This window comes from Streptomyces sp. MAR4 CNX-425 (assembly GCF_048656465.1).
Lineage (GTDB): Bacteria > Actinomycetota > Actinomycetes > Streptomycetales > Streptomycetaceae > Streptomyces.
This window is the reverse complement of sequence record NZ_JBMDLF010000005.1, coordinates 154,201-178,291: the sequence shown is the minus strand read 5'-3', so window position 1 is coordinate 178,291 and position 24,091 is coordinate 154,201. Positions and strand designations below refer to the sequence as shown.

17 protein-coding genes are annotated in these 24,091 nt (G+C 72.3%); 9 read left to right on the top strand and 8 right to left on the bottom strand.

Annotated elements, in window-relative coordinates:
* Positions 1-31: 31 nt before the first annotated feature.
* Positions 32-2,269, bottom strand: coding sequence for a replicative DNA helicase (gene dnaB, locus ACHZ99_RS16330; RefSeq protein WP_420305664.1), 2,238 nt, complete (start codon positions 2,267-2,269; stop codon positions 32-34).
* A 503-nt stretch (positions 2,270-2,772) separates the two neighbouring features.
* On the opposite strand from dnaB, the gene ACHZ99_RS16325 reads away from it, so the two are divergent.
* Positions 2,773-4,146 carry an MATE family efflux transporter gene (locus ACHZ99_RS16325; RefSeq protein ID WP_420305322.1) on the top strand — a complete coding sequence of 458 codons (1,374 nt, stop codon included), beginning with the start codon at positions 2,773-2,775 and terminating at the stop codon, positions 4,144-4,146.
* 228 nt (positions 4,147-4,374) lie between these two features.
* Here the strand turns inward: ACHZ99_RS16325 and rplI are convergent, their stop codons facing one another.
* The 4 genes from rplI to rpsF all read right to left on the bottom strand — a co-directional run bounded on the left by rplI (position 4,375) and on the right by rpsF (position 6,112).
* Positions 4,375-4,821: a 50S ribosomal protein L9 gene (gene rplI / locus ACHZ99_RS16320; protein ID WP_420305321.1), complete on the bottom strand. Its 447-nt coding sequence runs from the start codon at positions 4,819-4,821 to the stop codon at positions 4,375-4,377.
* Positions 4,822-4,840: 19 nt separating this feature from the next.
* The gene (gene rpsR / locus ACHZ99_RS16315) at positions 4,841-5,077 is read right to left on the bottom strand and encodes a 30S ribosomal protein S18 (RefSeq protein WP_018838794.1); all 237 of its coding nucleotides are present in this window, start codon (positions 5,075-5,077) and stop codon (positions 4,841-4,843) included.
* A gap of 72 nt (positions 5,078-5,149) precedes the next feature.
* Positions 5,150-5,752 (bottom strand): single-stranded DNA-binding protein, encoded by a 603-nt coding sequence (locus tag ACHZ99_RS16310; protein ID WP_420305320.1) that lies wholly within the window; start codon positions 5,750-5,752, stop codon positions 5,150-5,152.
* 69 nt (positions 5,753-5,821) lie between these two features.
* On the bottom strand, positions 5,822-6,112 hold the full coding sequence (rpsF, locus tag ACHZ99_RS16305) for a 30S ribosomal protein S6 (protein ID WP_018838796.1): 291 nt from the start codon (positions 6,110-6,112) through the stop codon (positions 5,822-5,824).
* A gap of 294 nt (positions 6,113-6,406) precedes the next feature.
* Between rpsF and ACHZ99_RS16300 the strand changes: the two genes are divergently transcribed.
* From ACHZ99_RS16300 to ACHZ99_RS16290, 3 genes are all read left to right on the top strand, one after another.
* Positions 6,407-6,712, top strand: a complete 306-nt coding sequence (locus ACHZ99_RS16300) for a hypothetical protein (protein WP_420305319.1) — start codon at positions 6,407-6,409, stop codon at positions 6,710-6,712.
* 178 nt (positions 6,713-6,890) lie between these two features.
* Positions 6,891-8,009, top strand: a complete 1,119-nt coding sequence (locus ACHZ99_RS16295) for a lipid II:glycine glycyltransferase FemX (protein WP_420305318.1) — start codon at positions 6,891-6,893, stop codon at positions 8,007-8,009.
* Positions 8,010-8,094: 85 nt separating this feature from the next.
* On the top strand, positions 8,095-9,126 hold the full coding sequence (locus ACHZ99_RS16290; protein ID WP_420305317.1) for an alanine racemase: 1,032 nt from the start codon (positions 8,095-8,097) through the stop codon (positions 9,124-9,126).
* Here ACHZ99_RS16290 and ACHZ99_RS16285 read toward each other — a convergent pair.
* Both ACHZ99_RS16285 and ACHZ99_RS16280 read right to left on the bottom strand, forming a co-directional pair.
* Positions 9,123-10,691 carry a glycosyltransferase family 87 protein gene (locus tag ACHZ99_RS16285; protein WP_420305316.1) on the bottom strand — a complete coding sequence of 523 codons (1,569 nt, stop codon included), beginning with the start codon at positions 10,689-10,691 and terminating at the stop codon, positions 9,123-9,125. The genes ACHZ99_RS16290 and ACHZ99_RS16285 overlap by 4 nt on opposite strands.
* 102 nt (positions 10,692-10,793) lie before the next feature.
* On the bottom strand, positions 10,794-13,499 hold the full coding sequence (locus ACHZ99_RS16280; protein WP_420305315.1) for a transglycosylase domain-containing protein: 2,706 nt from the start codon (positions 13,497-13,499) through the stop codon (positions 10,794-10,796).
* 410 nt (positions 13,500-13,909) lie between these two features.
* Between ACHZ99_RS16280 and ACHZ99_RS16275 the strand changes: the two genes are divergently transcribed.
* The 3 genes from ACHZ99_RS16275 to ACHZ99_RS16265 all read left to right on the top strand — a co-directional run bounded on the left by ACHZ99_RS16275 (position 13,910) and on the right by ACHZ99_RS16265 (position 17,149).
* Positions 13,910-14,572, top strand: a complete 663-nt coding sequence (locus ACHZ99_RS16275) for a PadR family transcriptional regulator (protein WP_420305314.1) — start codon at positions 13,910-13,912, stop codon at positions 14,570-14,572.
* A 47-nt stretch (positions 14,573-14,619) separates the two neighbouring features.
* The gene (locus tag ACHZ99_RS16270) at positions 14,620-15,702 is read left to right on the top strand and encodes an inositol-3-phosphate synthase (RefSeq protein ID WP_420305313.1); all 1,083 of its coding nucleotides are present in this window, start codon (positions 14,620-14,622) and stop codon (positions 15,700-15,702) included.
* A 103-nt stretch (positions 15,703-15,805) separates the two neighbouring features.
* Positions 15,806-17,149, top strand: a complete 1,344-nt coding sequence (locus ACHZ99_RS16265; protein WP_420305312.1) for an MFS transporter — start codon at positions 15,806-15,808, stop codon at positions 17,147-17,149.
* Between the two features lie 69 nt (positions 17,150-17,218).
* Here ACHZ99_RS16265 and ACHZ99_RS16260 read toward each other — a convergent pair whose 3' ends face one another.
* Positions 17,219-18,679: a CCA tRNA nucleotidyltransferase gene (locus tag ACHZ99_RS16260; protein WP_420305311.1), complete on the bottom strand. Its 1,461-nt coding sequence runs from the start codon at positions 18,677-18,679 to the stop codon at positions 17,219-17,221.
* A 214-nt stretch (positions 18,680-18,893) separates the two neighbouring features.
* On the opposite strand from ACHZ99_RS16260, the gene ACHZ99_RS16255 reads away from it, so the two are divergent.
* Positions 18,894-21,284: a DUF6049 family protein gene (locus ACHZ99_RS16255; RefSeq protein WP_420305310.1), complete on the top strand. Its 2,391-nt coding sequence runs from the start codon at positions 18,894-18,896 to the stop codon at positions 21,282-21,284.
* 48 nt (positions 21,285-21,332) lie between these two features.
* On the top strand, positions 21,333-24,050 hold the full coding sequence (murJ, locus tag ACHZ99_RS16250; protein ID WP_420305663.1) for a murein biosynthesis integral membrane protein MurJ: 2,718 nt from the start codon (positions 21,333-21,335) through the stop codon (positions 24,048-24,050).
* Positions 24,051-24,091 lie beyond the last annotated feature (41 nt).

The following is a 24,091-nucleotide window of genomic DNA, read 5'->3' as shown; positions in this document are numbered from 1 at the left end:
AGCGAAATCTGGGACCCTACAGGCCCTGCGGTCAGGTCTGGGCCATGTCCACGAAGCGGGAGTAGTGGCCCTGGAACGCCACCGTGATCGTCGCCGTGGGGCCGTTGCGGTGCTTCGCCACGATGAGGTCCGCCTCACCCGCGCGCGGGGACTCCTTCTCGTACGCGTCCTCCCGGTGCAGCAGGATGACCATGTCCGCGTCCTGTTCGATCGATCCACTTTCGCGCAGGTCGGAGACCATCGGCTTCTTGTCCGTGCGCTGTTCGGGGCCGCGGTTGAGCTGGGACAGGGCGATCACCGGGACCTCCAGTTCCTTGGCGAGGAGCTTGAGGTTGCGGGACATCTCGGAGACCTCCTGCTGGCGGCTCTCCGGGCGGCGGGAGCCGCCCGTCTGCATCAGCTGGAGGTAGTCGATGACGATCATCTGGAGGTCGTTGCGCTGTTTCAGGCGGCGGCACTTGGCCCGGATCTCCATCATCGACAGGTTCGGCGAGTCGTCGATGTACAGCGGGGCGCCGGTCACCTCCGGCATGCGGCGGGCGAGGCGGGTCCAGTCGTCGTCCGTCATGCTGCCGGAGCGCATGTGGTGCAGCGCCACGCGGGCCTCCGCGGAGAGCAGGCGCATCGCGATCTCGTTGCGGCCCATTTCCAGCGAGAAGATGACGCTGGGCAGGTTGTTCTTGATCGAGCAGGCGCGGGCGAAGTCCAGGGCGAGGGTGCTGTTGTGCGTCGGCACCATCGACCGGGAGGCCAGGTACAGGTGGTCGGGGTGCTCGACCTGGACGCAGCGGACCGGGACGGCGGGCACCTCGCGTACGTCCGTGACGAAGCGGTGGCGCGGGCGGGCGGGCTTCCGGCGCGTCGCGTGGGCGCGGCGGGCGGGCTCCAGCCGGAAGACGTCGTCGGGGGTGGTGAAGCTGACGGTGTGGGTCCCCGGGGGCTCGTCGGGGTGGTGTGTGCGGCAGCGGTGGCCGAGGCTCGTCAGCAGCTCGCGGACGTCCTCGGCGAGTGCCCTGCCGGTCGTCGTGAAGCGGACCGAGCCGGTGCGGGTGACCGTGCCGGCGGTGTCGAGCAGGCCGGCGAGCAGCTGCCTGCGCTGGTCGGCGGAGGCGCGCAGGTAGTCCTGGGGGATGCGGGCGTCGCCCGGGTCGTCCGCGAGACGGGTGCCGAGGGCGTACGGGTCCGCCGGGAGGGGGCGTGCGGGGAGGGCCAGGGGGGCGGTGAGCGGGATGGAGTGGTTGAGGCGGTGGTCCGCCAGGTTCGCGCAGCGGAGGGTTTCCGCGATCTCCTTGGTCGTCCGGACGGCGGCCGGGGTGCGGCGGGAGCGGCGGGACGCCCGGGTGTCCGTCACCCACTGGTGGTCCGCGTCGGCGACGATCGCGGTGCCGTCGTCGAACGTGACCTCGTAGCACGGGCGGCCCGTCATGACCTCCGTGGCGGCGACCACGCGGGTCGGGGAGCCGTCGGCGGCGAGGAGGAGGTCGCCGGGGCGGACCTCGCCCATCGTCGTCCAGCCCGTAGGGGTGGGCAGCGGGGTGTCGAGGGCCAGGGCCTTGCCCATCGCGGGGCGGGCGGCGACGACGATCATCTGGCCGGGGTGCAGCCCGTTCGTCAGGGAGTCGAGGTCGGTGAAGCCCGTGGGGACGCCGGACATCTGGCCGCTGCGGGAGCCGATGGCCTCGATCTCGTCGAGGGCCCCCTCCATGATCTCGCCGAGGGGGAGGTAGTCCTCGGCGGTGCGCTGCTCGGTGACGGCGTAGATCTCGGCCTGGGCGGAGTTGACGATGTCGTCGACCTCGCCGTCGGCGGCGTATCCCATCTGGGTGATGCGCGTGCCGGCCTCGACCAGGCGGCGGAGGATGGCGCGCTGGTGGACGATCTCGGCGTAGTACTCCGCGTTGGCGGCGGTGGGGACGGACTGGACGAGGGTGTGGAGGTACGACGCGCCGCCCACGCGGGCGAGCTCGCCGCGCTTGGTCAGCTCGGCGGAGACGGTGATGGGGTCGGCCGGCTCGCCGCGGGCGTAGAGGTCGAGGATCGCGGTGTAGACGGTTTCGTGGGCCGGGCGGTAGAAGTCGTGGCCCTTGAGGACCTCGACGACGTCGGCGATGGCGTCCTTGGAGAGCAGCATGCCGCCGAGGACGGACTGCTCGGCGTCCAGGTCCTGCGGCGGTACGCGCTCGAAGGCGGCGGGGGCGCCGGGGCCCCAGGGGTCCTCGGGGACCTGCTGGTCCGCCTCGCCGCGCGGTGGACGGGCGTCCCCGGGCATGGTGTCCACATAGTTCTGGTGCTCGGACACGGCCGCCCCACCTCCTCCCACCCGCCTCGCGGCGGACCTCTCAGGGCGCCCCTCTTTCTTACGGCACGCCGCTGACAATTCGTCCGCGGCGTTCCGCTTACGGCGCGTCGGCCGCCCCCCGGTCCGCGGTGCGGGGGCGCCGCCGTCGGCAGGGGGAGGGTCCACCGTAGGTCCGCGGCGGGCTCCGGCCAATTGCGCTATCCACAGGGGGTGTGGAAAGCGTTCGCCAACCTGTGGATTACTTGGGGAAAGCTGTGTACGAGCCGGGGGACAGTGCTGTGGACAAGCACACGATCAGTCCGCGATCACTCGTTTGACCTGCCGCTTCTCCGTCCACCGCCGGTGGAGGAGAAAAACTTCCCGCTCCGGGCCACGGGCGTGGCGGGCGACGGTGATGATCATCCCGTACGCGTCGGGTTGTAAGAGTCGAAAGACTATTGCGTCTGTTACCTGTGGACTATTAGATTTGCTGCATGCACGACGCCCCCGCGCCCGCCGCCGCCGAGCCCGGCACGCCCGCCGAGCAGCGGCGCCGCACCCGCCGGCGGCACGACCGCGAGATCGTCGCCCTCGCCGTCCCGGCCTTCGGCGCCCTCGTCGCCGAGCCGCTCTTCGTGCTCGCCGACAGCGCCATCGTCGGCCACCTCGGCACCCCGCAGCTCGCCGGCCTCGGGGTGGCCGCGGCGCTCCTCACCACCGCGGTGAGCGTCTTCGTCTTCCTCGCGTACGCCACCACCGCGGCCGTCGCCCGCCGCGTCGGCGCCGGCGACCTGCGCGCCGCCATCCGGCAGGGCGTCGACGGCATCTGGCTCGCCGCCCTGCTCGGCGCCGTGCTCGTGGCCGGCACCGTGCCGGCGGCGCCCGCCCTCGTCGACCTCTTCGGCGCCTCCGCCACCGCCGCCCCGCACGCGACCACGTATCTGCGCGTCAGCGCCTTCGGCATCCCGGCCATGCTCGTCGTCTTCGCCGCCACCGGCGTGCTGCGCGGGCTGCAGGACACCCGCACGCCGCTGTACGTCGCGATCGGCGGGTTCACCGCCAACGCCGTGCTGAACGTCGCGCTCGTCTACGGCGCCGGGCTCGGCATCGCCGGCTCCGCCTGGGGCACCGTGTTCGCGCAGTGGGGGATGGCGGCGGTGTACCTGGCCGTCGTCGTACGCGGCGCCCGGCGGCACGGCGCCGGACTGCGGCCGCACCCGGCCGGCATCCGGGCCTCCGCGCGGGCCGGGGTGCCGCTGCTGATCCGGACGCTGTCGCTGCGCGCCGTGCTGCTCATCGCGACGGCGGTGGCGGCGGGGCTCGGGGACGAGTCGGTCGCGGCGCACCAGGTGGTGCTGAGCATCTGGTCGCTGCTGGCGTTCGCGCTGGACGCGATAGCGATCGCCGGGCAGGCGATCATCGGCCGCTACCTGGGCGCGGGGGACGTGGACGGGGCGCGGGAGGCGTGCCGGCGGATGGTGTGGTGGGGGGTGGCGACCGGCGCGGTGCTGGGGGCGCTGGTGGTGGCCGCCCGGCCGCTGATCCTGCCGCTGTTCACGGACGACGCCGGGGTGCACGGCGTGCTGCTGCCGGCGCTGCTGGTCGTCGCGGTGACGCAGCCGCTGGCGGGGGTGGTGTTCGTGCTCGACGGGGTGCTCATGGGCGCGGGCGACGGGCCGTACCTGGCCTGGGCGATGCTGCTGACCCTGGCGGTCTTCGCGCCGGTGGCGCTGGCGGTGCCGGCGCTGGGCGGGGGGCTGACGGCGCTGTGGTGGTCGATGGGGCTGATGATGCTGACCCGGCTGGCGACGCTGTGGCTGCGCGCGCGGTCGGGGCGGTGGCTGGTCACGGGCGCCGTGCGGGCGTAGGCCGGGGCGCGTGGGACGGGGCGCGGAGCCCGGGGCGCGGGGCGCGGGCCGGGCGCCGGCCCGTACGGACCCGCCGCGGGCCCGGGTGCCGTACGTCCCCGTACGCGGCGCGCTCCCGTACGCGGCACGCTCCCGTACGCGCCACGCTCCCGTACACGCCACGCTCCCGTACGCCGACGGGCCGCACCCCCGCGAGGGTGCGGCCCGTCGGGCGTCGGCTTCAGCGCGTCAGTCGGCCACGACCTCGACGCCGACCTTGGCGTCGACCTCGGGGTGCAGCCGCACGGACACCTGGTGGGCGCCGAGGCTCTTGATCGGCGCGGACAGCTCGATGCGCCGCTTGTCGACGTCCGGGCCGCCGGCCTTCTTGATCGCCGTGGCGATGTCGGCCGGGGTGACGGCGCCGAAGAGCCGGCCGCTGGCGCCGGCGCGCGTGGCCAGGCGTACCCGTACGCCCTCCAGCTCCGCCTTGACGGCGTTGGCCTGCTCGACCGAGGCGATCTCGCGCAGCTTGCGGCCGCGGCGGATCTGCTCGACGTCCTTCTCGCCGCCGCGGGTCCAGCGGATGGCCAGCCCGCCCGGGATCAGGTAGTTGCGGGCGTACCCGTCCTTGACCTCGACGACGTCGCCGGCGGCGCCGAGGCCGGTGACCTCGCCCTTGAGGATGATCTTCATGCTTCGCTCACCCTCCCTGTCAGCGCGCGGTCGAGGTGTAGGGCAGCAGCGCCATCTCACGGCTGTTCTTCACGGCCGTGGCGACGTCGCGCTGGTGCTGGGTGCAGTTGCCGGTGACCCGGCGGGCACGGATCTTGCCGCGGTCGGAGATGAACTTCCGCAGCAGGTTCGTGTCCTTGTAGTCGACGTAGGAGATCTTCTCCTTGCAGAAGACGCAAACCTTCTTCTTCGGCTTGCGCGGAGGCGGCTTCGCCATGATGTCTTTGCTCCAGTGTGATCAAGAAGTGTGGTGTCCGAGCACGCCCGCCACACCCCGGGGATCCCGGGGTCAGAACGGGGGCTCGTCCGAGTAACCGCCGCCCTGGCCGCCCTGGCCGCCGCCGGAGTTGCCACCCCAGCTGTTGCCCTGGCCGCCCTGCTGACCGCCGCCGGACGTCGCCCAGGGGTCGCCCTGCGGGCCGCCGCCCGGGCCGCCCTGGCCACCGCCGGGGTTGCCGCCCCAGCTGTTGCCGCCCTGGCCGCCCTGCTGGCCACCGCCGCCGAAGCCGCCGCCCTGGCCGCCCCTGCCGGTGGTCTTGGTGACCTTGGCGGTGGCGTACCGGAGCGCGGGGCCGATCTCGTCGACCTCCAGCTCCACCACGGTCCGCTTCTCGCCCTGCTGGGTCTCGTACGAACGCTGGCGGAGCCGGCCCTGGGCGACCACACGCGTGCCGCGCGTCAGCGACTCGGCGACGTTCTCCGCCGCCTGACGCCAGATCGAGGCGCGGAGGAACAGCGGGTCGCCGTCCTTCCACTCGTTCGTCTGGCGGTCGAACATCCGGGGCGTCGACGCGATCGTGAAGTTCGCGACGGCCGCGCCGGACGGCGTGAAGCGCAGCTCGGGGTCATCGGTCAGGTTTCCGACGACGGTGATGACGGTCTCGCCTGCCATGTCTTGACCTCTCGCGGTTGCTGCCGGGTGGTGCGGTTGCTCGTTACTCGGTCTGCTCGTCGGTGGTCGTCAGTGGATCGCGGGGCGCAGGACCTTGGTCCGCAGCACCGACTCGTTGAGGTTCATCTGCCGGTCGAGCTCCTTGACGACATCGGCCTCGGCCTGGATGTCGATGACCGAGTAGATGCCCTCGGGCTTCTTCTTGATCTCGTAAGCGAGACGACGACGGCCCCAGGTGTCGACCTTCTCCACCTTGCCCTTGGCCTCACGGATCACGGACAGGAAGGACTCGATCAAGGGGGAGACTGCACGCTCCTCAAGATCGGGGTCGAGGATGACCATCACCTCGTAGTGACGCATTGTGGAACCCACCTCCTCTGGACTCGGCGGCCACGGTCTCTCCGTGGCAGGAGGTTCTTCATTGCGTCGCAACGGTAGCGCCCGGCACTGACAACCCGGGGCCGCGGCGCCGGGACCGGCGCCGGAGCGGGGGGATGGCCTGGGCGGACTCCGCTACAGACCGTACACAGTACCCGCAGCGGCCCTTCCGGTTGAAATCCGGCCTCGATTCCCGGCAATCTGTACACATCGGGTGTGAGCGGCGTCACGTACGACTCTGGAGCCCGCGCCGCCATACGGGCATGGAGGTGCCCTATGCCTCAGGCAGTACAGCCCCCGCAGCGCAACATCGGCCTCTTCGCCAGCGACGGCGAACGTCATGTCGCTCAGGACACTCTTCTCGCCATCACGCTCGTGGTGGGCGCCCTCTCCCTCGTCCTGGCGCAGTGGGACGGCCTGCACGTGCCGGCGACGTGGGCCGGGCTGATCGGGATCGTCACCGGGGGGTGGGGCCAGATGATCTCCGCGACCACCCGCGAGCGGTTCCCGATGCTCCTCGGGCTGGGGGCGGCCGGGCTCGGCTTCTTCCTGGCGATGGCGAACGGGGGCTTCTCGCTCTAGCACGTCGGGACGGTACGTACGGGCTCGTACGCCCGCCGCGTCCACGCCCCTACGCGCGGCGCGGCGGCTTGCGGCCTTCCCGGGCCTTCCCCCCTGGGGGCGAGCGCGCCCGCAGTAGGCTTCACCCGCGAGAAGCCTGCCGCAGTCGGCAACCCGCCGCAGCACGAGGAGCGCCGCCATGAGCCTGACCCTGCAGCCCATCAGCCGCGAGCAGCATCTGGCGTACGTCCGCAGTCTGCCGGCCGCGAGCCACTGCCAGGTGCCGGCGTGGGCGGATGTGAAGTCCGAGTGGCGCGCGGAGAACCTGGGCTGGTTCGACGCCGACGGCCGGCAGGTGGGCGCGGGCCTGGTGCTGTACCGGCAGCTGCCCAAGGTGAAGCGGTATCTGGCGTATCTGCCGGAGGGCCCGGTCATCGACTGGCACGCGCCGAACCTCGACGCCTGGCTGCACCCGATGCTGGCGCACCTGAAGCGGCAGGGCGCCTTCTCGGTGAAGATGGGCCCGCCGGTGATCATCCGCCGCTGGGAGGCGCAGACGATCAAGGCGGGCATCGCCGACCCGGACGTCAAGCGGCTGCGCGACGTGAACGCCGACGTCGTCGAGCCGCAGGCGTTCGAGGTCGCCGAGCGGCTGCGGCGGATGGGCTGGCAGCAGGGCGAGGACGGCGGCGCGGGCTTCGGGGACGTACAGCCGCGCTACGTCTTCCAGGTGCCGCTGGCGGGGCGGTCCCTGGACGACGTCTTCAAGGGCTTCAACCAGCTGTGGCGGCGCAACGTCAAGAAGGCCGAGAAGGCGGGCGTCGAGGTGGTGCAGGGGGGCCTGGAGCACTTCGGCGAGTGGCAGCGGCTGTACGAGATCACCGCCGAGCGCGACAAGTTCCGGCCGCGCCCGCAGGGCTACTTCGAGCGCATGTGGAAGGTGCTCAACGCCGAGGAGCCGGGCCGGATGCGGCTCTACTTCGCGCTCCACCAGGGCGAGTGCCTCGCCGCGACGACGATGCTGACGGTGGGCGGCCATGTGTGGTACTCGTACGGTGCCTCCGCCAACCACGGGCGCGAGGTGCGGCCGTCGAACGCCATCCAGTGGCAGATGATGAAGGACGCGCACGCCGCCGGCGCGCACGTCTACGACCTGCGCGGCATCGGCGACGCGCTCGTCGACAGCGACCACCTCTTCGGGCTGATCCAGTTCAAGGTGGGCACGGGGGGGCAGGCTGCCGAGTATCTGGGCGAGTGGGACTACCCACTGAATAAGCTGCTCCACAAGGCTCTCGACATCTACATGTCCCGCCGCTGACCACGGCGGACTTGCGCGTGAAGCTGCGGACTCGCGCGCGAAGGACAGGGCCCCCGACACCGCGAAGGAAGGTACACCGACCGCCATGCCGCTCACGCTCTACGTCGATTCCGCGCGCTGGCGCGCACACCAGCAGCATGTTCTGGAGCAGTTCCCCGGTCTCGTCCCCGTCTGCAAGGGCAACGGCTACGGCTTCGGCCTTGAGCGCCTGGCCGCCGAGGCCGCCCGGCTGGGGGCGGGTCCGCTGGCGGTGGGCACGGTGTACGAGGCGGCGCGCGCGCGCGACTTCGCCAGCGGCGACCTGCTGGTCCTCACCCCGTACCAGCTGACCGAGGAGCCTGTGCCGCTGCCGACCCGGGTGATCCGTACCGTCGCGTCGGTGGACGCGGTGGGGCGGCTGGTCGGGGCCCGGGTCGTCATCGAGGTGATGAGCTCGATGCGGCGGCACGGGGTGACGGAGGAGGACCTTCCCAAGGTCGCGTCGCTACTGTCGGACGTGACCCTGGAGGGCTTCGCGATCCACCTGCCGCTGGACCGCACGGACGGCACCAGCGCGGTGGACGAGGTCATCGCGTGGATGGACCGGCTGCGCGCGGCGCGGCTGCCGCTGCACACGATGTACGTCAGCCATCTGCGGCCGGACGAGTTCGAGCAGTTGCAGCGGCAGTTCCCGCAGACGCGTTTCCGCGCGCGTATCGGCACCCGGCTGTGGCTGGGGGACCACGAGGCGACGGAGTACCGCGGCACGGTGCTGGACGTCACGCGGGTGGCGAAGGGCGACCGCTTCGGCTACCGGCAGCAGCGGGTCTCGGGCGACGGTCACCTGGTGGTGGTCGCGGGCGGTACGTCGCAGGGCGTGGGGCTGGAGGCGCCGAAGGCGATGCACGGGCTGACGCCGCGGGCGAAGGGCGTGGCGCGGGCGGGGCTGGCGACGGTGAACCGCAACCTGTCGCCGTTCGTCTGGGAGGGCAAGCAGCGCTGGTTCGCGGAGCCGCCGCACATGCAGGTGTCGATCCTGTTCCTGCCGGCGGAGTCGTCGGCGCCTACGCAGGGCGACGAGATGGTCGCGCACCTGCGGCACACGACGACGCAGCCGGACCGGGTGGTGGAGCGCTAACGCGCCCGTTCCGCTCCCCACCGCACCCTCAGCGCCCCCGGCGGCGCCCCGGAAGCCCCCGGCGCGCCCGGCGCTCCCCGCGCCCCCACAGGCCCCGGTACGCCCGCCGCGTGCCGCCCGTGCCCCGCCTCGGCGAGCACCCGCACGTCCGGCGCCCGGTCCAGGACGCCGCCGCCGGGGTCGTCGTCGCCGAGGCGGCGTACGGGATCGCGGTCCGGCATGACGATGTCGCGGACGACGACCGCGCACAGGTACAGCGTGCCGAGCAGGTGCACGGCGATGGCCACGTGGTAGCCGTCCGGGGGCAGGCCCTTGGCGTCCTCGCCGCCGTTGGTGTAGGCGAGGTAGAGCCAGATGCCCAGGTAGTACGCGACCTCGCAGAACTGCCAGACGAGGAAGTCCCGCCAGCGCGGCCGGGCGAGGGCGGCGAGCGGGATGAGCCACAGGACGTACTGCGGCGAGTAGACCTTGTTGGTGACGATGAACAGCGCCACGACCAGGAACGCCAGCTGCGCGAAGCGCGGGCGGCGCGGCGCGGTGAGCGCGAGCGCGCCGATCCCGAGGCAGCCGAGGGCCATGAGGGCGATGGCGTAGATGTTGGCGTCGTCCAGGGGCTCGCCGGAGCGCTGGGAGATGATCAGCCAGAACGAGCCGAAGTCGACCCCCCGCTCCTGGCTGAACGTGTAGAACTTCGCCCAGCCGTCCGGCGCCCCGATCATCACGGGCAGGTTGACGACGAGCCAGGCGCCGGCGGTGGCGGCGGCCGTGCCGCCGAACTGCCGCAGTCGTCCGGCGCGCAGGCAGAGCAGCAGCAGGGGCCACAGCAGTAGGGCCGGGTACAGCTTCGCGGCGGTGGCGAGGCCGAGGAGCACCCCGGCGGCCACCGGTCTGCCGCGGGACCAGGCGAGCATCGCGGCGGCGGTGAGGGCGACGGCGAGCAGGTCCCAGTTGATCGTCGCGGTGAGCGCGAGCGCGGGCGCGAGGGCGACGAGGAGGCCGTCCCAGGGCCGCCGGCGGTGCGTACGGGCGACGCAGACGGCGACGACCGCGGCGCAGGCCATCAGCATGCCGGCGTTGACGAGCCAGTAGACCTGCTCGCGGTGCACGAGGTCGTCGCCGCCCGGCGTGAACAAGGCGGCGACCTGCATGAACAGCCCGGTCAGGACCGGATACTCCAGGTACTCCATCCCGCCCGAGACCTCGGGCGGGATCTTGTCGAAGTACGGGGTGAGGCCGTCGGCGAAGCCGCGGCCCTGGTAGAGGTGCGGGATGTCGGAGTAGCAGGCGCGGGTGTACTGGGCGTTGGCGCCGGAGAACCAGGCGCCGTCGTAGCAGGGGTACTTCTGCACCATCCCCAGCGCGAACATGCCGATCGCCACGAGCGCGACGACCCGTACGGGAGTCCACCAGGAGGCGCCGAACAGCACCCGGCGGCCGAGCGGACCGCCGAGGACCTCGCTGCCGCGCGCGGCGATCTCGTCGTGCCGGGTCGGCGCCACGGGCGGCCCGTCCGGCGCCCCGGCGGCGGCCGGCCGCCGGGCCGGGTCGTGGTCCACGCTCGTCATGGGGCCATCCTGCCGTACGGGAGCGGGGCGCCGGCGGGCGTCAGGGCACGCCGTACGGGGCCGGGGGCGCGGCGTACGGGGCACGGGGCGGGGCGGCGGACGTCATGGGATCACTCCGCCGCCGTCCTCGCCGTCGGTGCTCCCGTTGCCGTTGCCGCCGTTGTTCCAGCCGCCGTCGCTGGACGTGTCCCCGGTCGTCTCGCCGGTACTCGTCTCCCCCGTCGTCTCCCCGCCGGTGTCGGTCTCGCCGGTCGTCTCGCCGCTGCCGTTCTGGCCGCCGTCCGTCGCACCTCCGGTCTGGCACTCGTAGTCCCACGGCGCGCACGTCTGGCTGGGCGGCGGCGACGTCGACGGCGGGGGGCTGCTGGTCGGGTCGTCCGGCTCCTCGGTGGGCTCGGTCTGCGACGGCTCGGGGTCGACCTCCTCGGTCGGGGAGGGGTCGGGCACGCCGCCGCCGTCGACGATCTCGCCGAGCGGCGCGGGCTCCGGGAACTGCTCCACGTCCTCGCCCTTGAGGGCGGCCTTCATGTAGTTGGTCCAGATCTCCGTCGGGATCGCACCACCGTGGATGGAGTCGAACCCGCCGGTCCCGTTCATGGAGAGCAGTTTCTGGCTCTCGCTCCGCGGGTCGGTGCGGAAGAGGGTGACGGCCGTCGACAGCTGCGGGGTGTAGCCCACCCACCAGGCCGACTTGTTCTCGTCGGTAGTACCGGTCTTCCCGGCTGCCGGACGCCCCAGATCCTGTGCGGCGGCGCCTGTGCCCTCGCCCAGCTCCCCGTAGTTGCCGTTCACCACCTGCTCGTTGAGAATCTTGGTGACGTTGTCGGCGACGTTGGCGTCCATGCCGCGCTCCGTGGAGTGCTCGTCGTACCCCGACAGCTCCTTGCCCCCCTTGATCACCTTTGTCACCGAGTACGGCTCGATGTGCTCGCCGGAGGCGGCAAAGGTCGCGTAGGCGCTGGCCATGCGAATGGCGCTGGGGGTCGAGGTACCGAGCGAGAACGACGCGTCGAGATCCTCGGGCTTCGGCATCGACTCTTCGAGGATGCCCGCCGACGTCGCCACGTCGTGCACGTTCGAGAGGCCGGTATCGATGCCCAGCTGGACGAAGGGGGTGTTGATGGACAACCCCATCGCCTTCTCCAGCGTGACGTAGCCGTAGGGGTAATCGCTCTCGTTGACCTGCCGGAAGTCCTCACCGTCCGGCCCGGGCATCGGGTCGCCGTTCTGGTTCCGGATGATGATGTTGTTGTTGCCGTTGTACTTGCTCTCCGGCGAGATCGGCCGGCCGTCGCTCAGGTACGTGCCGTTCTCGAAGGCGGACGCGAGGACGAACGGCTTCCAGGTGGAGCCGACGGGCACGCCGAGGGTGTCGGCGTTGTTGGTGAAGTGGTCCTTGTCGAAGCCCGCGCCGCCGTACAGGGCGACGATCTTCCCCGTCTCCGGTTCGACCGAGGCGCCGCCGAACTGGACGTGCTTGTCGTGGTCCCGCTCCTTCGGGTCGAGGTACTCCTTGCGGGCGTCGTCGACCGACTTCGCCATCTCCGCGACCTTCTTCTTGTCGAAGGTCGTGTAGATCCGGTAGCCGCCGCGGGACAGCTGCTCCTTGGTGATATCGGAGGTCTTCATGACGTATCTGTTGGCCGTCTCGACGAGATAGCCCTTCTGACCCGTCAGGCCCGAGCTGGGGTTGTACTTCTCGATCTTGGGGAACGTGTCGTACTTGGCCCGCTCGGCGGGCGTCATCATCTTCTTGCCGTCCAGCTCGACCTCGGTCTGCCGGTCGAGGATCCACGCCCACCGCTCCTCGGCGCGCGCGCGGTTGGCCTCCGGCGTGGCGCCGGGGACGGAGCCGCCCTGCGGGTCGTAGAGGTCGGGGCCCTTGAGGACGGCGGCGAGGAAGGCGGACTGGTCGGGCTTGAGGTTCTCGGCGTCGACGCGGAAGTACGCCTGGGCGGCGGCCTGGATGCCGTAGGCGCCGCGGCCGTAGTACGCGGTGTTGAGATAGCCGGCGAGGATCTCGTTCTTGTCGACCTTCGCGCCCACCTTGATGGAGACGAACAGCTCCTTGACCTTGCGCGAGAGCGTCTGCGACTGGTCGTTGAGCATGGCGTTCTTCACGTACTGCTGGGTGATGGTCGAGCCGCTCTGGGTGGAGCCGCCGCCCGCCATGTTGAGGATGGCGCGGGTGATGCCCTTGGGGTCGATGCCCGGGTCGGAGTAGAAGGTGGCGTTCTCCGCGGCGATGACCGCGTTCTGCATCTCCCGGGGGATGTCCTCCAGGTCGACGATCTGGCGGTTCCGCTCGCCGCCGTACGTGGCCATCTGGGTGCCGTCGGACCAGTAGTAGACGTTGTTCTGCGCCTTGGCGGCGGCGGCGACGTCGGGCACGTTCACCAGCATGTAGCCGAGGAAGAACAGGCCGACGAGCAGGCCGAAGCCGGCCACGCACAGCCCCGTGACCTGCTTCCAGGAGGGGAGCCAGCGGCGCAGGCCGGTGTGGTTCGAGCGGGGGTAGTCGATGAACCGCTTGCGCGGCGGCTCGGGGCGGCGCCTGCGGCGCGGGCCGTCGTAGCCGCCGGCGGCGGAGTAGCTGCGGCCGGCGCCGTCGCTGCCGCCGTGGGCGGCTCCTGTCCCGGCGCCCGCGCCCGCGTTGCCGCCGGGGGCGCGGCGGCGGCCGCCGCCGCCGGCGCGGTGGCCGCCTCCGTAGCCCCCGTCCGCGCCCGGTGCCCCGTGCCGGCCGGAGTGCGCGCCGTGACGGCCTCCTCCGCGGCCGCTGTTCGGCGGCTTGCGTCGGTGCTCGCTCATGAAGGGACTACTCCTCGAACAGGTGGCATCGCCTGTGGGCGCGTACTGTCAGCCGGTCCCCCCGACGCACGACCGGTCCTCTGTCCTCTGGCAACCAGCCGCACTGTACCGAGGACGAAGACGTCCGCACGCCGCTCCCGGTTCCCGTCAGACAGCATGCGGAACAGAGTACGCACCGCCGCTGACCGCTTTGCGCCGGGTATTACGCGCTATACCGGACACTTCGGCGCCCCCTGACCCGTCGATGTGACGCCGTTCACACCACCCCCGCTTGCCGCTGCCCGAGGGCCGTTCTATCGTCGGGATGTATCGGGTCGATACATCATCACGACACATCGGTACGACACATCGATGGGACACACGGCTCGGTACCACCACGCGGGACATCCGCGGCACGGGAGGAGGCGGCGATGGGCAGGCGTTCCGACGTCCTGGAATTCGCCGTCCTCGGCCTGCTCCGCGAGTCCCCCATGCACGGCTACGAGCTGCGCAAGCGGCTCAACAGCTCGCTGGGGGTGTTCCGCGCGTTCAGCTACGGCAGCCTCTACCCCTGTCTGAAGACTCTCGTCGCACAGGGATGGCTGACGGAGGAGACCGCCCCTGCGCCGCAGGACGGTCCCGCCGGACCGCTGGCGGGCCGGCGCGCCAAGATCGTCTACCGGCTGACGGCCGAGGGCAAGGAGCACTTCGAGGAGCTGCTCGCCCAGACCGGGCCCGAGGCGTGGGAGGACGAGCACTTCGGCGTCCGCTTCGCCTTCTTCGGCCAGACGTCGCGGGACGTACGGGTCCGGGTGCTCGAAGGCCGGCGCAGCCGGCTGGAGGAGCGGCTGGACAAGATGCGCACGTCACTGGCGCGCACGCGCGAGCGGCTCGACGACTACACCCTGGAACTTCAGCGGCATGGGATGGAGTCCGTCGAGCGCGAGGTGCGCTGGCTGACCGAGCTGATCGAGAGCGAACGGGCGGGGCGCGACGAGCGCCCTTCGGGGGACGCCGGTTCACGAGAGACGGGCGGCCTGCCCCGTGACCGGGACAGCACCCGGCCGGATCCGTCCGACGACACCGCCAACTGAGGCCCTGCTCCGGCACGGCCTCAACGAACAACAGGGAGCAACCGTCAATGGGTTCGGTTCGCGTAGCCATCGTCGGCGTGGGCAACTGCGCCGCGTCTCTGGTGCAGGGCGTCGAGTTCTACAAGGACGCCGACCCGGCCAGCCGGGTGCCCGGGCTGATGCACGTCCAGTTCGGCGACTACCACATCCGTGACATCGAGTTCGTCGCGGCGTTCGACGTCGACGCCAAGAAGGTGGGCCTCGACCTCGCCGACGCCATCGGGGCGAGCGAGAACAACACCATCAAGATCTGCGACGTGCCGAACAGCGGCGTGACCGTGCAGCGCGGCCACACGCACGACGGCCTCGGGCGCTACTACCGCGAGACGATCGAGGAGTCCGCCGAGGAGCCGGTCGACGTCGTGCAGGTGCTGCGGGACCGCCGGGTCGACGTGCTGGTCTGCTACCTGCCGGTGGGCTCCGAGGACGCCGCGAAGTTCTACGCGCAGTGCGCCATCGACGCCGGCGTGGGCTTCGTCAACGCCCTGCCGGTGTTCATCGCGGGCACCAAGGAGTGGGCGGACAAGTTCACCGAGGCGGGCGTGCCGATCGTCGGCGACGACATCAAGTCGCAGGTCGGCGCCACCATCACGCACCGCGTCATGGCGAAGCTCTTCGAGGACCGGGGCGTCATCCTGGACCGCACGATGCAGCTGAACGTCGGCGGCAACATGGACTTCAAGAACATGCTGGAGCGCGACCGGCTGGAGTCCAAGAAGATCTCCAAGACCCAGGCCGTCACCTCCCAGATCCCGGACCGCGAGCTGGGCGAGCACAACGTGCACATCGGCCCCTCCGACTACGTCGCGTGGCTGGACGACCGCAAGTGGGCGTACGTGCGCCTGGAGGGCCGCGCCTTCGGCGAGGTGCCGCTCAACCTGGAGTACAAGCTGGAGGTCTGGGACTCGCCGAACTCCGCGGGCATCATCATCGACGCGCTGCGCGCCGCGAAGATCGCCAAGGACCGGGGCGTCGGCGGCCCGGTGCTCTCGGCGTCCTCGTACTTCATGAAGTCCCCGCCGGTGCAGTACTTCGACGACGAGGCGCGGGAGAACGTGGAGAAGTTCATCCGCGGCGAGGTCGAGCGCTAAGCACCACCACCGGCCACCACCACCGGCCACCGTCGGCGGGACTCGCCGTCCCAGGGGCCCCGGGCTGCAGCCCGGGGCCCCTGGGCATGTGATGCTGAACGCCATGCCCGTTGTCCGCGACCTCCGCAGCCTGCTGCGGCTGCCCGGCTTCCGCCGGCTGCTGACCGTACGGCTGCTCTCCCAGGGCGCCGACGGCGTCTACCAGGTGGCGCTCGCCGCCTACGTCGTCTTCTCCCCGGAGCGGCAGACCTCCCCCACGGCCATCGCCTCCGCGATGGCCGTGCTGCTCCTGCCGTACTCCGTGATCGGCCCCTTCGCCGGCGTGCTGCTGGACCGCTGGCGGCGCCGGCAGGTGCTGCTGTACGGGAACCTGCTGCGCGCCGGGTTCGCCGCGGGCACCGCCGCGCTGCTGCTGGCCGGGGTGCCGGACTGGCTGTTCTATCTGTCCGCGCTCTCCGTCACCGCCGTCAACCGCTTCGTGCTGTCGGGGCTCTCCGCCGCGCTGCCGCGCGTGGTGGATACCCAGGAGCAGCTGGTGGTCGGAAACTCGCTGTCGCCCACCGCGGGCACGCTGGCCGCGACCGCCGGCGGCGGCGTCGCCTTCCTCGTCGGGCTGGCCGGGCCCGACGGGAGCACGGCGGACGCGGCGACCGTGCTGGTCGGCACGGGGCTGTATCTCGGCGCGGGGCTGTCGGCGCTGCGGATGGCGCCGGGGTCGCTGGGGCCGGACCCGGAGCTGGTGCTGCCGCGGATCGCCGCGGCGGTCGCGAGCACCGCGCGGGGCCTGGCCGCGGGCGTACGCCATCTGGGCGAGCGGCGCGACGCGGCGCGGGCGCTGTCGGCGATGGCGCTGATGCGCTTCTGCTTCGGGGCGCTGACCGTGATGCTGCTGATGCTGTGCCGCTACGCCTGGAGCGACGACGAGGACGAGGGCATGGCCCTGCTCGGGGTGGCCGTCGGCCTGTCGGGGCTGGGGTTCTTCGTCGCGGCGGTGCTCACGCCGTGGCTGGTGACGCGGCTGGGCCGGACCGGCTGGATGACGCTGTGCGCGGCGCTGGCGGCGGTGCTGACGCCGACGCTGGGGCTGTCGTTCGCACCGGCGCCGCTGCTGGTCGCCGCGTTCGTCCTCGGGGTCACCACCCAGGGCGTGAAGATCACAACGGACACGGTGGTGCAGTCGTCGGTGGACGACGCCTACCGCGGCCGGGTCTTCTCCCTCTACGACATGCTCTTCAATATCGCCTTCGTGGGCGCCGCGGCGGCCGCGGCGGTGCTGCTGCCCGCGGACGGGCGCTCGACGGTGCTCGTGGCGGGCGTCGCGATGATCTACGCGGGCGTCGCCTTGTCGATGTTTCACGTGAAACCGGCCCCCGCGGAGGAGGGAACCGGGGGACGCCCCGCCCCCCTGGACGGCGGCGCCGAGCCTCATGTTTCACGTGAAACATGAGCGCGCGGGGGCGTCGCCGGGAGTCATCCCGCCGGAGCCCCGTCCCGCCGGGGGCCAGCCCACCGGCGGCTAGCCCGCCGGGTTCTGCTCCGCCCACCACGCCCGCAGCGCCTCGACCGCGGCCTCGCGCCCCATCGGCCCGTGCTCCAGCCGCAGCTCCAGCAGGTGCCGGTACGCACCGCCGACCGCCGGCCCGGGACCGATACCGAGGATCTCCATGATCTCGTTGCCGTCGAGCTCCGGCCGGATCGCGTCCAGCTCCTCCTGCGCCTGTAGCCGGGCGATGCGCTCCTCCAGCCCGTCGTAGGCGCGCTGAAGGGCCAGCGCCTTGCGCTTGTTGCGGGTGGTGCAGTCGGAGCGGGTCAGCTTGTGCAGCCGGTCGAGCAGCGGCCCGGCGTCGCGCACGTAGCGGCGCACCGCGGAGTCCGTCCACTCGCCGGTGCCGTACCCGTGGAACCGCAGATGCAGCTCGACCAGCCGGGAGACGTCCTTGATCTGGTCGCCCGAGTACTTCAGCTTCGTCATCCGGGCCCTGGTCATCTTGGCGCCCACGACCTCGTGGTGGTGGAAGGAGACCCGGCCGTCCTTCTCGAAGCGGCGCGTGCGCGGCTTGCCGATGTCGTGGAGCAGCGCCGCGAGCCGCAGGACCAGGTCGGGCCCGTTCTCCTCCAGCGCGATGGCCTGCTCCAGCACGATCAGGGAGTGCTCGTAGACGTCCTTGTGCCGGTGGTGCTCGTCGCGCTCCAGGCGCAGCGCCGGCAGCTCCGGCAGCACGTGGGCGGCCAGGCCGGTGTCGACGAGCAGTTGCAGGCCCAGGCGCGGGCGGGGGGAGAGGAGCAGCTTGTTCAGCTCGTCCCTCACCCGCTCGGCGGACACGATCTCGATCCGCCCGGCCATGTCCGTCATCGCCGCGACGACCTCCGGCGCCACCTCGAAGCCCAGCTGCGCGGCGAACCGCGCGGCCCGCAGCATCCGCAGCGGGTCGTCGCCGAAGGACTCCTGCGGGGTGCCCGGGGTGCGCAGCACCCGGTCCGCCAGGTCGTCCAGCCCGCCGTGCGGGTCGACGAACTCCTTCTCGGGCAGCCCCACAGCCATCGCGTTGACCGTGAAGTCCCGGCGGACGAGGTCCTCCTCGATGGAGTCGCCGTACGACACCTCCGGCTTCCGGGACGTCCGGTCGTACGCCTCGGAGCGGTACGTGGTGATCTCGATCTGCAGGTCGCCCTTGCGGCAGCCGATCGTGCCGAACGCGATGCCGACCTCCCACACCGCGTCGGCCCAGGGGCGCACGATGTCGAGCACCCGCTCCGGCCTGGCGTCGGTGGTGAAGTCGAGGTCGTTCCCGAGCCGGCCGAGCAGCGCGTCCCGGACGGAGCCGCCCACCAGCGCCAGCCGGGCGCCGGCGGCCCGGAAGCGGTGCGCCAGGTCGTCGGCGACGGGGGAGACGCGCAGGAGTTCGCTGACGGCGCTGCGCTGGGCACGGCTGAGCGTGGCCTGCTGGGCTCGGTGGTCTTCGCGGGCATTCGGCACAACAGAACAGAGTACGGCCCGCGCGCCGCGGGACCGTCACTGCCCACCCTCCGCGGCGCCTCCGTCCTGCCCGGGTGCCGATCGGGTGCACGGGCACCGGGGGGTTGACGCGGTCCCCGCCACCGGGCGCCCCGCACCTCGTTACCATCGGGGTCCAAGGCAGGCGGCACAAGGCCGCGGGCCGGGCACGAGGACAACGAGGACGGGCGAACGCGTGGCCGAGCTGGCACATTCCACCGGGTCCCCGGGCGGCTCCCGGGTCCGTCCCCGGGCCCACCGGCGGCTGCCGGCCGCCCTGCTGTTCGTGGCGCTGCTGCTGCCGGCCGCGCTCGTCCAGCTGCCGGCGGCCGGCGAGGCGCGGGCGCAGCCGTCCGGCTCCCGCTCGGTGAACGTGTCCGTGGACTACCTGGACCCCTCCGTCCCCTCCGGCGGCGACGACCTCACGGTCTCCGGGACGGTCACCAACAGGACCGACGCCCGGATCGCCGACCCGCACGTCGCACTGCGCCTCAGCGGGCCGCTGACCAGCCGCAGCGCGGTCACCGCCGCCGCCCGGAAGACAGGCTGGGACCCGGCGTACGACGGGGCGGAGATCGACGGCCCCGGCACCCGCGAGCTGAAGAACCTCGCGCCCGGCATGACCCGCGACTTCAGCCTGACGATCCCCGTGGACCGGCTGCCGCTGGACGCCCCCGGCGTGTACCAGCTCGCCGTCTCCTTCAGCGGGACCTCCGCGGACGCCGGCTACGAGCAGGTGCTCGGCATCGAGCACACCTTCCTGCCCTGGCAGCCGGACAACCTGGCCACGAAGACCCGGCTCACCTTCGTCTGGCCCCTCGTCGCCACCCCCCAGCTGACCGCGCGCACCGAGGCGGACGAGGAGCAGACCCCGGTGCTCGCCGGCGACGGCCTGCTGGAGCAGATGGAGCCCGGCGGGCGGTTGCAGCAGATGGTCGCGCTCGGCGAGGAGCTGCCCGTGACCTGGGTGATCGACCCGGACCTGCTGGTCACGGCGGCCGCGATGGCGGAGCCGTACAACGTGACCACCGCGGACGGCGAGACCGTCCCCGGCAAGGGCCAGGAGACCGCCCGGCAGTGGCTGGCCGACCTCCAGCAGGCCGTCAAGGGCCGCGAGGTCGTCGCGCTGCCCTTCGGCGACCCCGACCTGGCCGCCATCGCCCACCGCGGCCGCAAGGTCTCCGGCACCCTCGACCAGCTCGGCGACGCCACCGCCCTGGCCCGTACGACCGTCGAGTCGGTCCTGAACACCGAGCCGGAGACCGACGTCGCCTGGCCCGCGGAGGGCGCGATCGACCGGCGCGTCGTCGGCGTCGCGGGCGCGGCCGGGGCGCAGTGGATCCTCGCCCGCAGCGACAGCATGGGCGAGAACGGCCTGCCGTACACCCCGACCGCGGCCCGCCCCATCGGCGGCGGCCAGACCGCCGTGGTGGCCGACGCACAGCTCTCCCGGGCCTTCGAGGGCGACATGAGCCGGGCGGAGACGTTCTCCCTGGCGATCCAGGAGTTCCTCGCCCAGACGCTCGTGACGACCCAGCAGCAGCCGAACATGCAGCGGAGCCTCGTCGTCGCGCCGCAGCGCACGCCCACGCTCGGCCAGGCGCAGGCGATGGCGGAGGCGATCAGCGACCTCGACACCAGTACGTGGATGACGCCGCTGAACCTCAGCAGCGCCGCCGTGGAGCCGCCGGACCCGGCCGCCAACCGGACGGTGCCGGGCACCGGCGCGTACCCGAAGCGGCTGCGGAAGCAGGAGATCCCGCGCGAGGCGTTCGAGCGGATCCGCGACACCGGGCAGCAGCTCGACATGTTCTCCGACATCCTCGACGACAGCCGGCGGGTGACCGTGCCGTTCGGCAACGCGCTGCGGCGCGAGATGTCCACGCAGTGGCGCGGCCGCAAGGCGGAGGCGGAGGCGTTCCGCCGCGAGGTGCAGGACTATCTGGCGGACATCACGTCCGAGGTGCAGCTCATCGACAAGTCCGACCTCACGCTCTCCGGCAACAGCGGCACGATCCCGGTGACCGTGCAGAACAACCTCGTGCAGAACGTCCGCGGGCTGGAGCTGCGGCTGACGTCGGAGGCACCCAGCCGGCTGCGGATCGAGGAGGAGACGCAGTCCATCGAGGTGGCGGGCGGCCACAGCACGTCGGTGAAGTTCGAGGCCTCCGCGCGGGCCAGCGGCCCGGTGACCATCACCGCCCAGCTCTTCACCGAGGACGGCAAGCCGTTCGGCGGCAAGAAGACCTTCCAGGTGGACGTGACGTCGATCACCTCCACGGTGCTGCTCGTCATCGGCGCCGGGATCCTGCTGCTCGTCCTCGCCGGGGTGCGGATGTACACGCAGCGCAAGCGCGCCGACCGGCGGGCGGAGGCGAACGGCGGCGACGGCGGCGACGGGGACGGCGGGGGCGACGGGAGCCCGGGCGACGGAGGCCCGGGCGACGCGGAAACCGGTAGCGACGGCGATACCGGGGAAGCCGAGAAGGAGGCATCCGGTACGCACCTCACCGGCGGCGGGCGCGCCGGCGACACCGACACGGAAAGCGGTGCCCGGTCGGGTGCCAGTGAGAGAGTGGAGCGGTGAGAGCGACCAGGCCGTTTCCAGGCCGGCCATGACCCTTGTGGGGTGTCGATGAACGCGCCGTACGACGGTGACCGCAGTCCGGGCACCGGCGATCCCGCGAGCCCGCCGCCCGCCGGCCCGCCACCCCCTCCTGCCCAGCAGCAGCCCCCGGCCGACCCGCGGTACGCCGCCGACCCGTACGCCGCCGATCAGTACGCGCCCGACCCGTACGCCCCCGACCCGTACGCCGGTCAGTACACGCCCGACCCGTACCCGTACGCGGCCGGGGCCCAGGACCCGTACGCGACGTACACCCGCGGGTTCTACCTGCCGCCGCCCGCCGACCCGTACCCGCAGGGCGACCCCGGCCACTACGGCCACCCCGCCGCTCCCGACCCGTACGCACAGCCGGGGCAGCAGGGGCACCAGCAGCAGGGCCACCAGCAGTACTACGGGCAGCAGGAGGGCCAGTACGCGCCCGACCCGTACGGGCGTCCCGCCCAGCCGGGCCCGGACCCGTACGCGCAGCCCGCGCCCGCCGACCCGTACGCCGCCGGCCCGCAGGCGCCGCACGACCCGCGGTCCCCGTACCCCCCGCGCGACCCCCGCGCCCCGCACCACCCGCAGCAGCCGCAGCAGCCGCAGGGCCACCAGCAGCAGGGTCACCAGCAGCACCCGTACGGCCACCCCGCCCAGGCCGCGGGCGCCCCGTCGCCGCCCCACGCCCAGGACCCGTACCTCCAGGACGCCTACGCCCCCGACCCCTACCAGCAGCGCACCGACCCCCTCGGCGACGCGCTGTACGACCACGCCGCCCACCCCCCGCCGCCCCCGGGCAGCCAGCCCCCAGCGCAGCCGCCGTACCAGCAGCCGCCCTCGCCGCACTACCGCCCGGACCCCCGCGTGTGGGCGGACCCGCCCGCGCCCGAGCCCGACGGCCCCACGCGGCACCTCCGCTACGGCGACCACGGCGCGCAGTTCGTCGGCGTCGACGACCTCGTCACCCACGCCGGCGAGCCCGCGCAGCCCGAGCCGGACGCCTTCGCCCACCTCTTCCGCGACCAGCGCGCCCCGCAGCCGCCCCCGGCGGGCGCCCGGCCGCGGCCCGCCGAGCCCGCGCCCGTGCCGCCGCAGCGCGCCCGCGGGGGCCGCGTCGCGAGCCTCGCCCGGTCCAGCGCCGTCATGGCCGCCGGCACCCTCGTCTCGCGCATCACCGGGTTCCTGCGCACGCTGGTGATCTCCGCGGCCCTGGGCGTCGCGGTGCTCGGCGACACCTACACCGTCGCGTACACGCTGCCGACGATGATCTACATCCTCACCATCGGCGGCGGCCTCAACTCCGTCTTCGTCCCGCAGCTCGTGCGCGCGATGAAGAACGACCCCGACGGCGGCACCGCCTACGCGAACCGGCTGCTGACCCTCGTCTCGGTCCTCCTCGGCGGCATGGTCCTGGTCGCCGTGTTCGCCGCCCCGATGCTCATCCGCGCGATGTCGGTGAAGATCGCCGACAACCCGGAGTCCAACGAGGTCGCCGTCACCTTCGCGCAGTACTGCCTGCCCACCATCTTCTTCATGGGCATCCACGTGGTGATGGGGCAGATCCTCAACGCCCGCGGCAGCTTCGGCCCGATGATGTGGACCCCGGTCCTCAACAACGTCGTCATCATCGCCACCTTCGGCCTCTTCCTCTGGGTCTACGGCACGCACAACTCCTCGACGATGGGCGTCGACACCATCCCGGCGGAGGGCGTGCGGCTGCTGGGCGTCGGCACCCTGCTGGGCCTGGTGGTGCAGTCGCTGGCGATGATCCCGTACCTGCGGCAGGCGGGCTTCAAGATCCGGCCGCGCTTCGACTGGAAGGGCCACGGCCTCGGCAAGGCGGCCACGCTCGCCAAGTGGACGTTCCTCTTCGTCCTCGCCAACCAGGCCGGCATGCTCGTCGTCACGCAGCTCGCCACCTGGGCCGGCGAGTCCGCCTCCGAGGAGGGCCACGCGGGCACCGGCATCATGGCCTTCCAGAACGCGCTGCTGATCTGGCAGATGCCGCAGGCGATCATCACGGTGTCGGTGATGGCCGCGATGCTGCCGCGCATCTCCCGTGCCGCCGCCGACGGCGACCCCACGGCGGTGCGCGACGACATCTCGCACGGCCTGCGCACCTCGGCCGTCGCCATCGTGCCGATCGCCTTCGGGCTCGTCGCGCTCGGCATCCCGATGTGCACCCTGCTGTTCGCCGCGGTCGGCACCGACGCCGCCACGTCGATCGGGTACGTCCTGATGGCCTTCGGCCTCGGGCTGATCCCCTTCTCCGTGCAGTACGTCGTGCTGCGCGGCTTCTACGCCTATGAGGACACCCGCACGCCGTTCTACAACACGCTGATCGTCGCCGCGGTCTTCGCGTCCGGCTCGGCGATGTGCTTCCTCGTGCTGCCCGACCGGCACGCGGTCATCGGCTTCGCCGCCTCCTACGGCATCGCGTACACGGTCGGCGTCGGCGTCGCCTGGCGGCGGCTGAAACAGCGCATGGGCACCAACGACCTGGACGGCGCCCACGTCGTGCGCACGTACGCCCGGCTCGTGGGCGCCAGCATCCCGGCGGCGCTGGCCGGCGGCGCCACCGCGTATGCCGTCACGGACAGGCTCGGGCAGGGCGTCGCCGGGTCCCTCTCGGCCATCGTCGGCGGCGCGCTCGTGCTGGGCGCGGTGTTCTACGTGGCGGCCCGGCGGATGCGGATCCAGGAGCTGAACGCGATGATGGGGATGGTCCGCGGCCGCCTCGGCCGGTAACCGGGGGCACAACCTTCCGTCATCGCCACGTGTCGTGGATG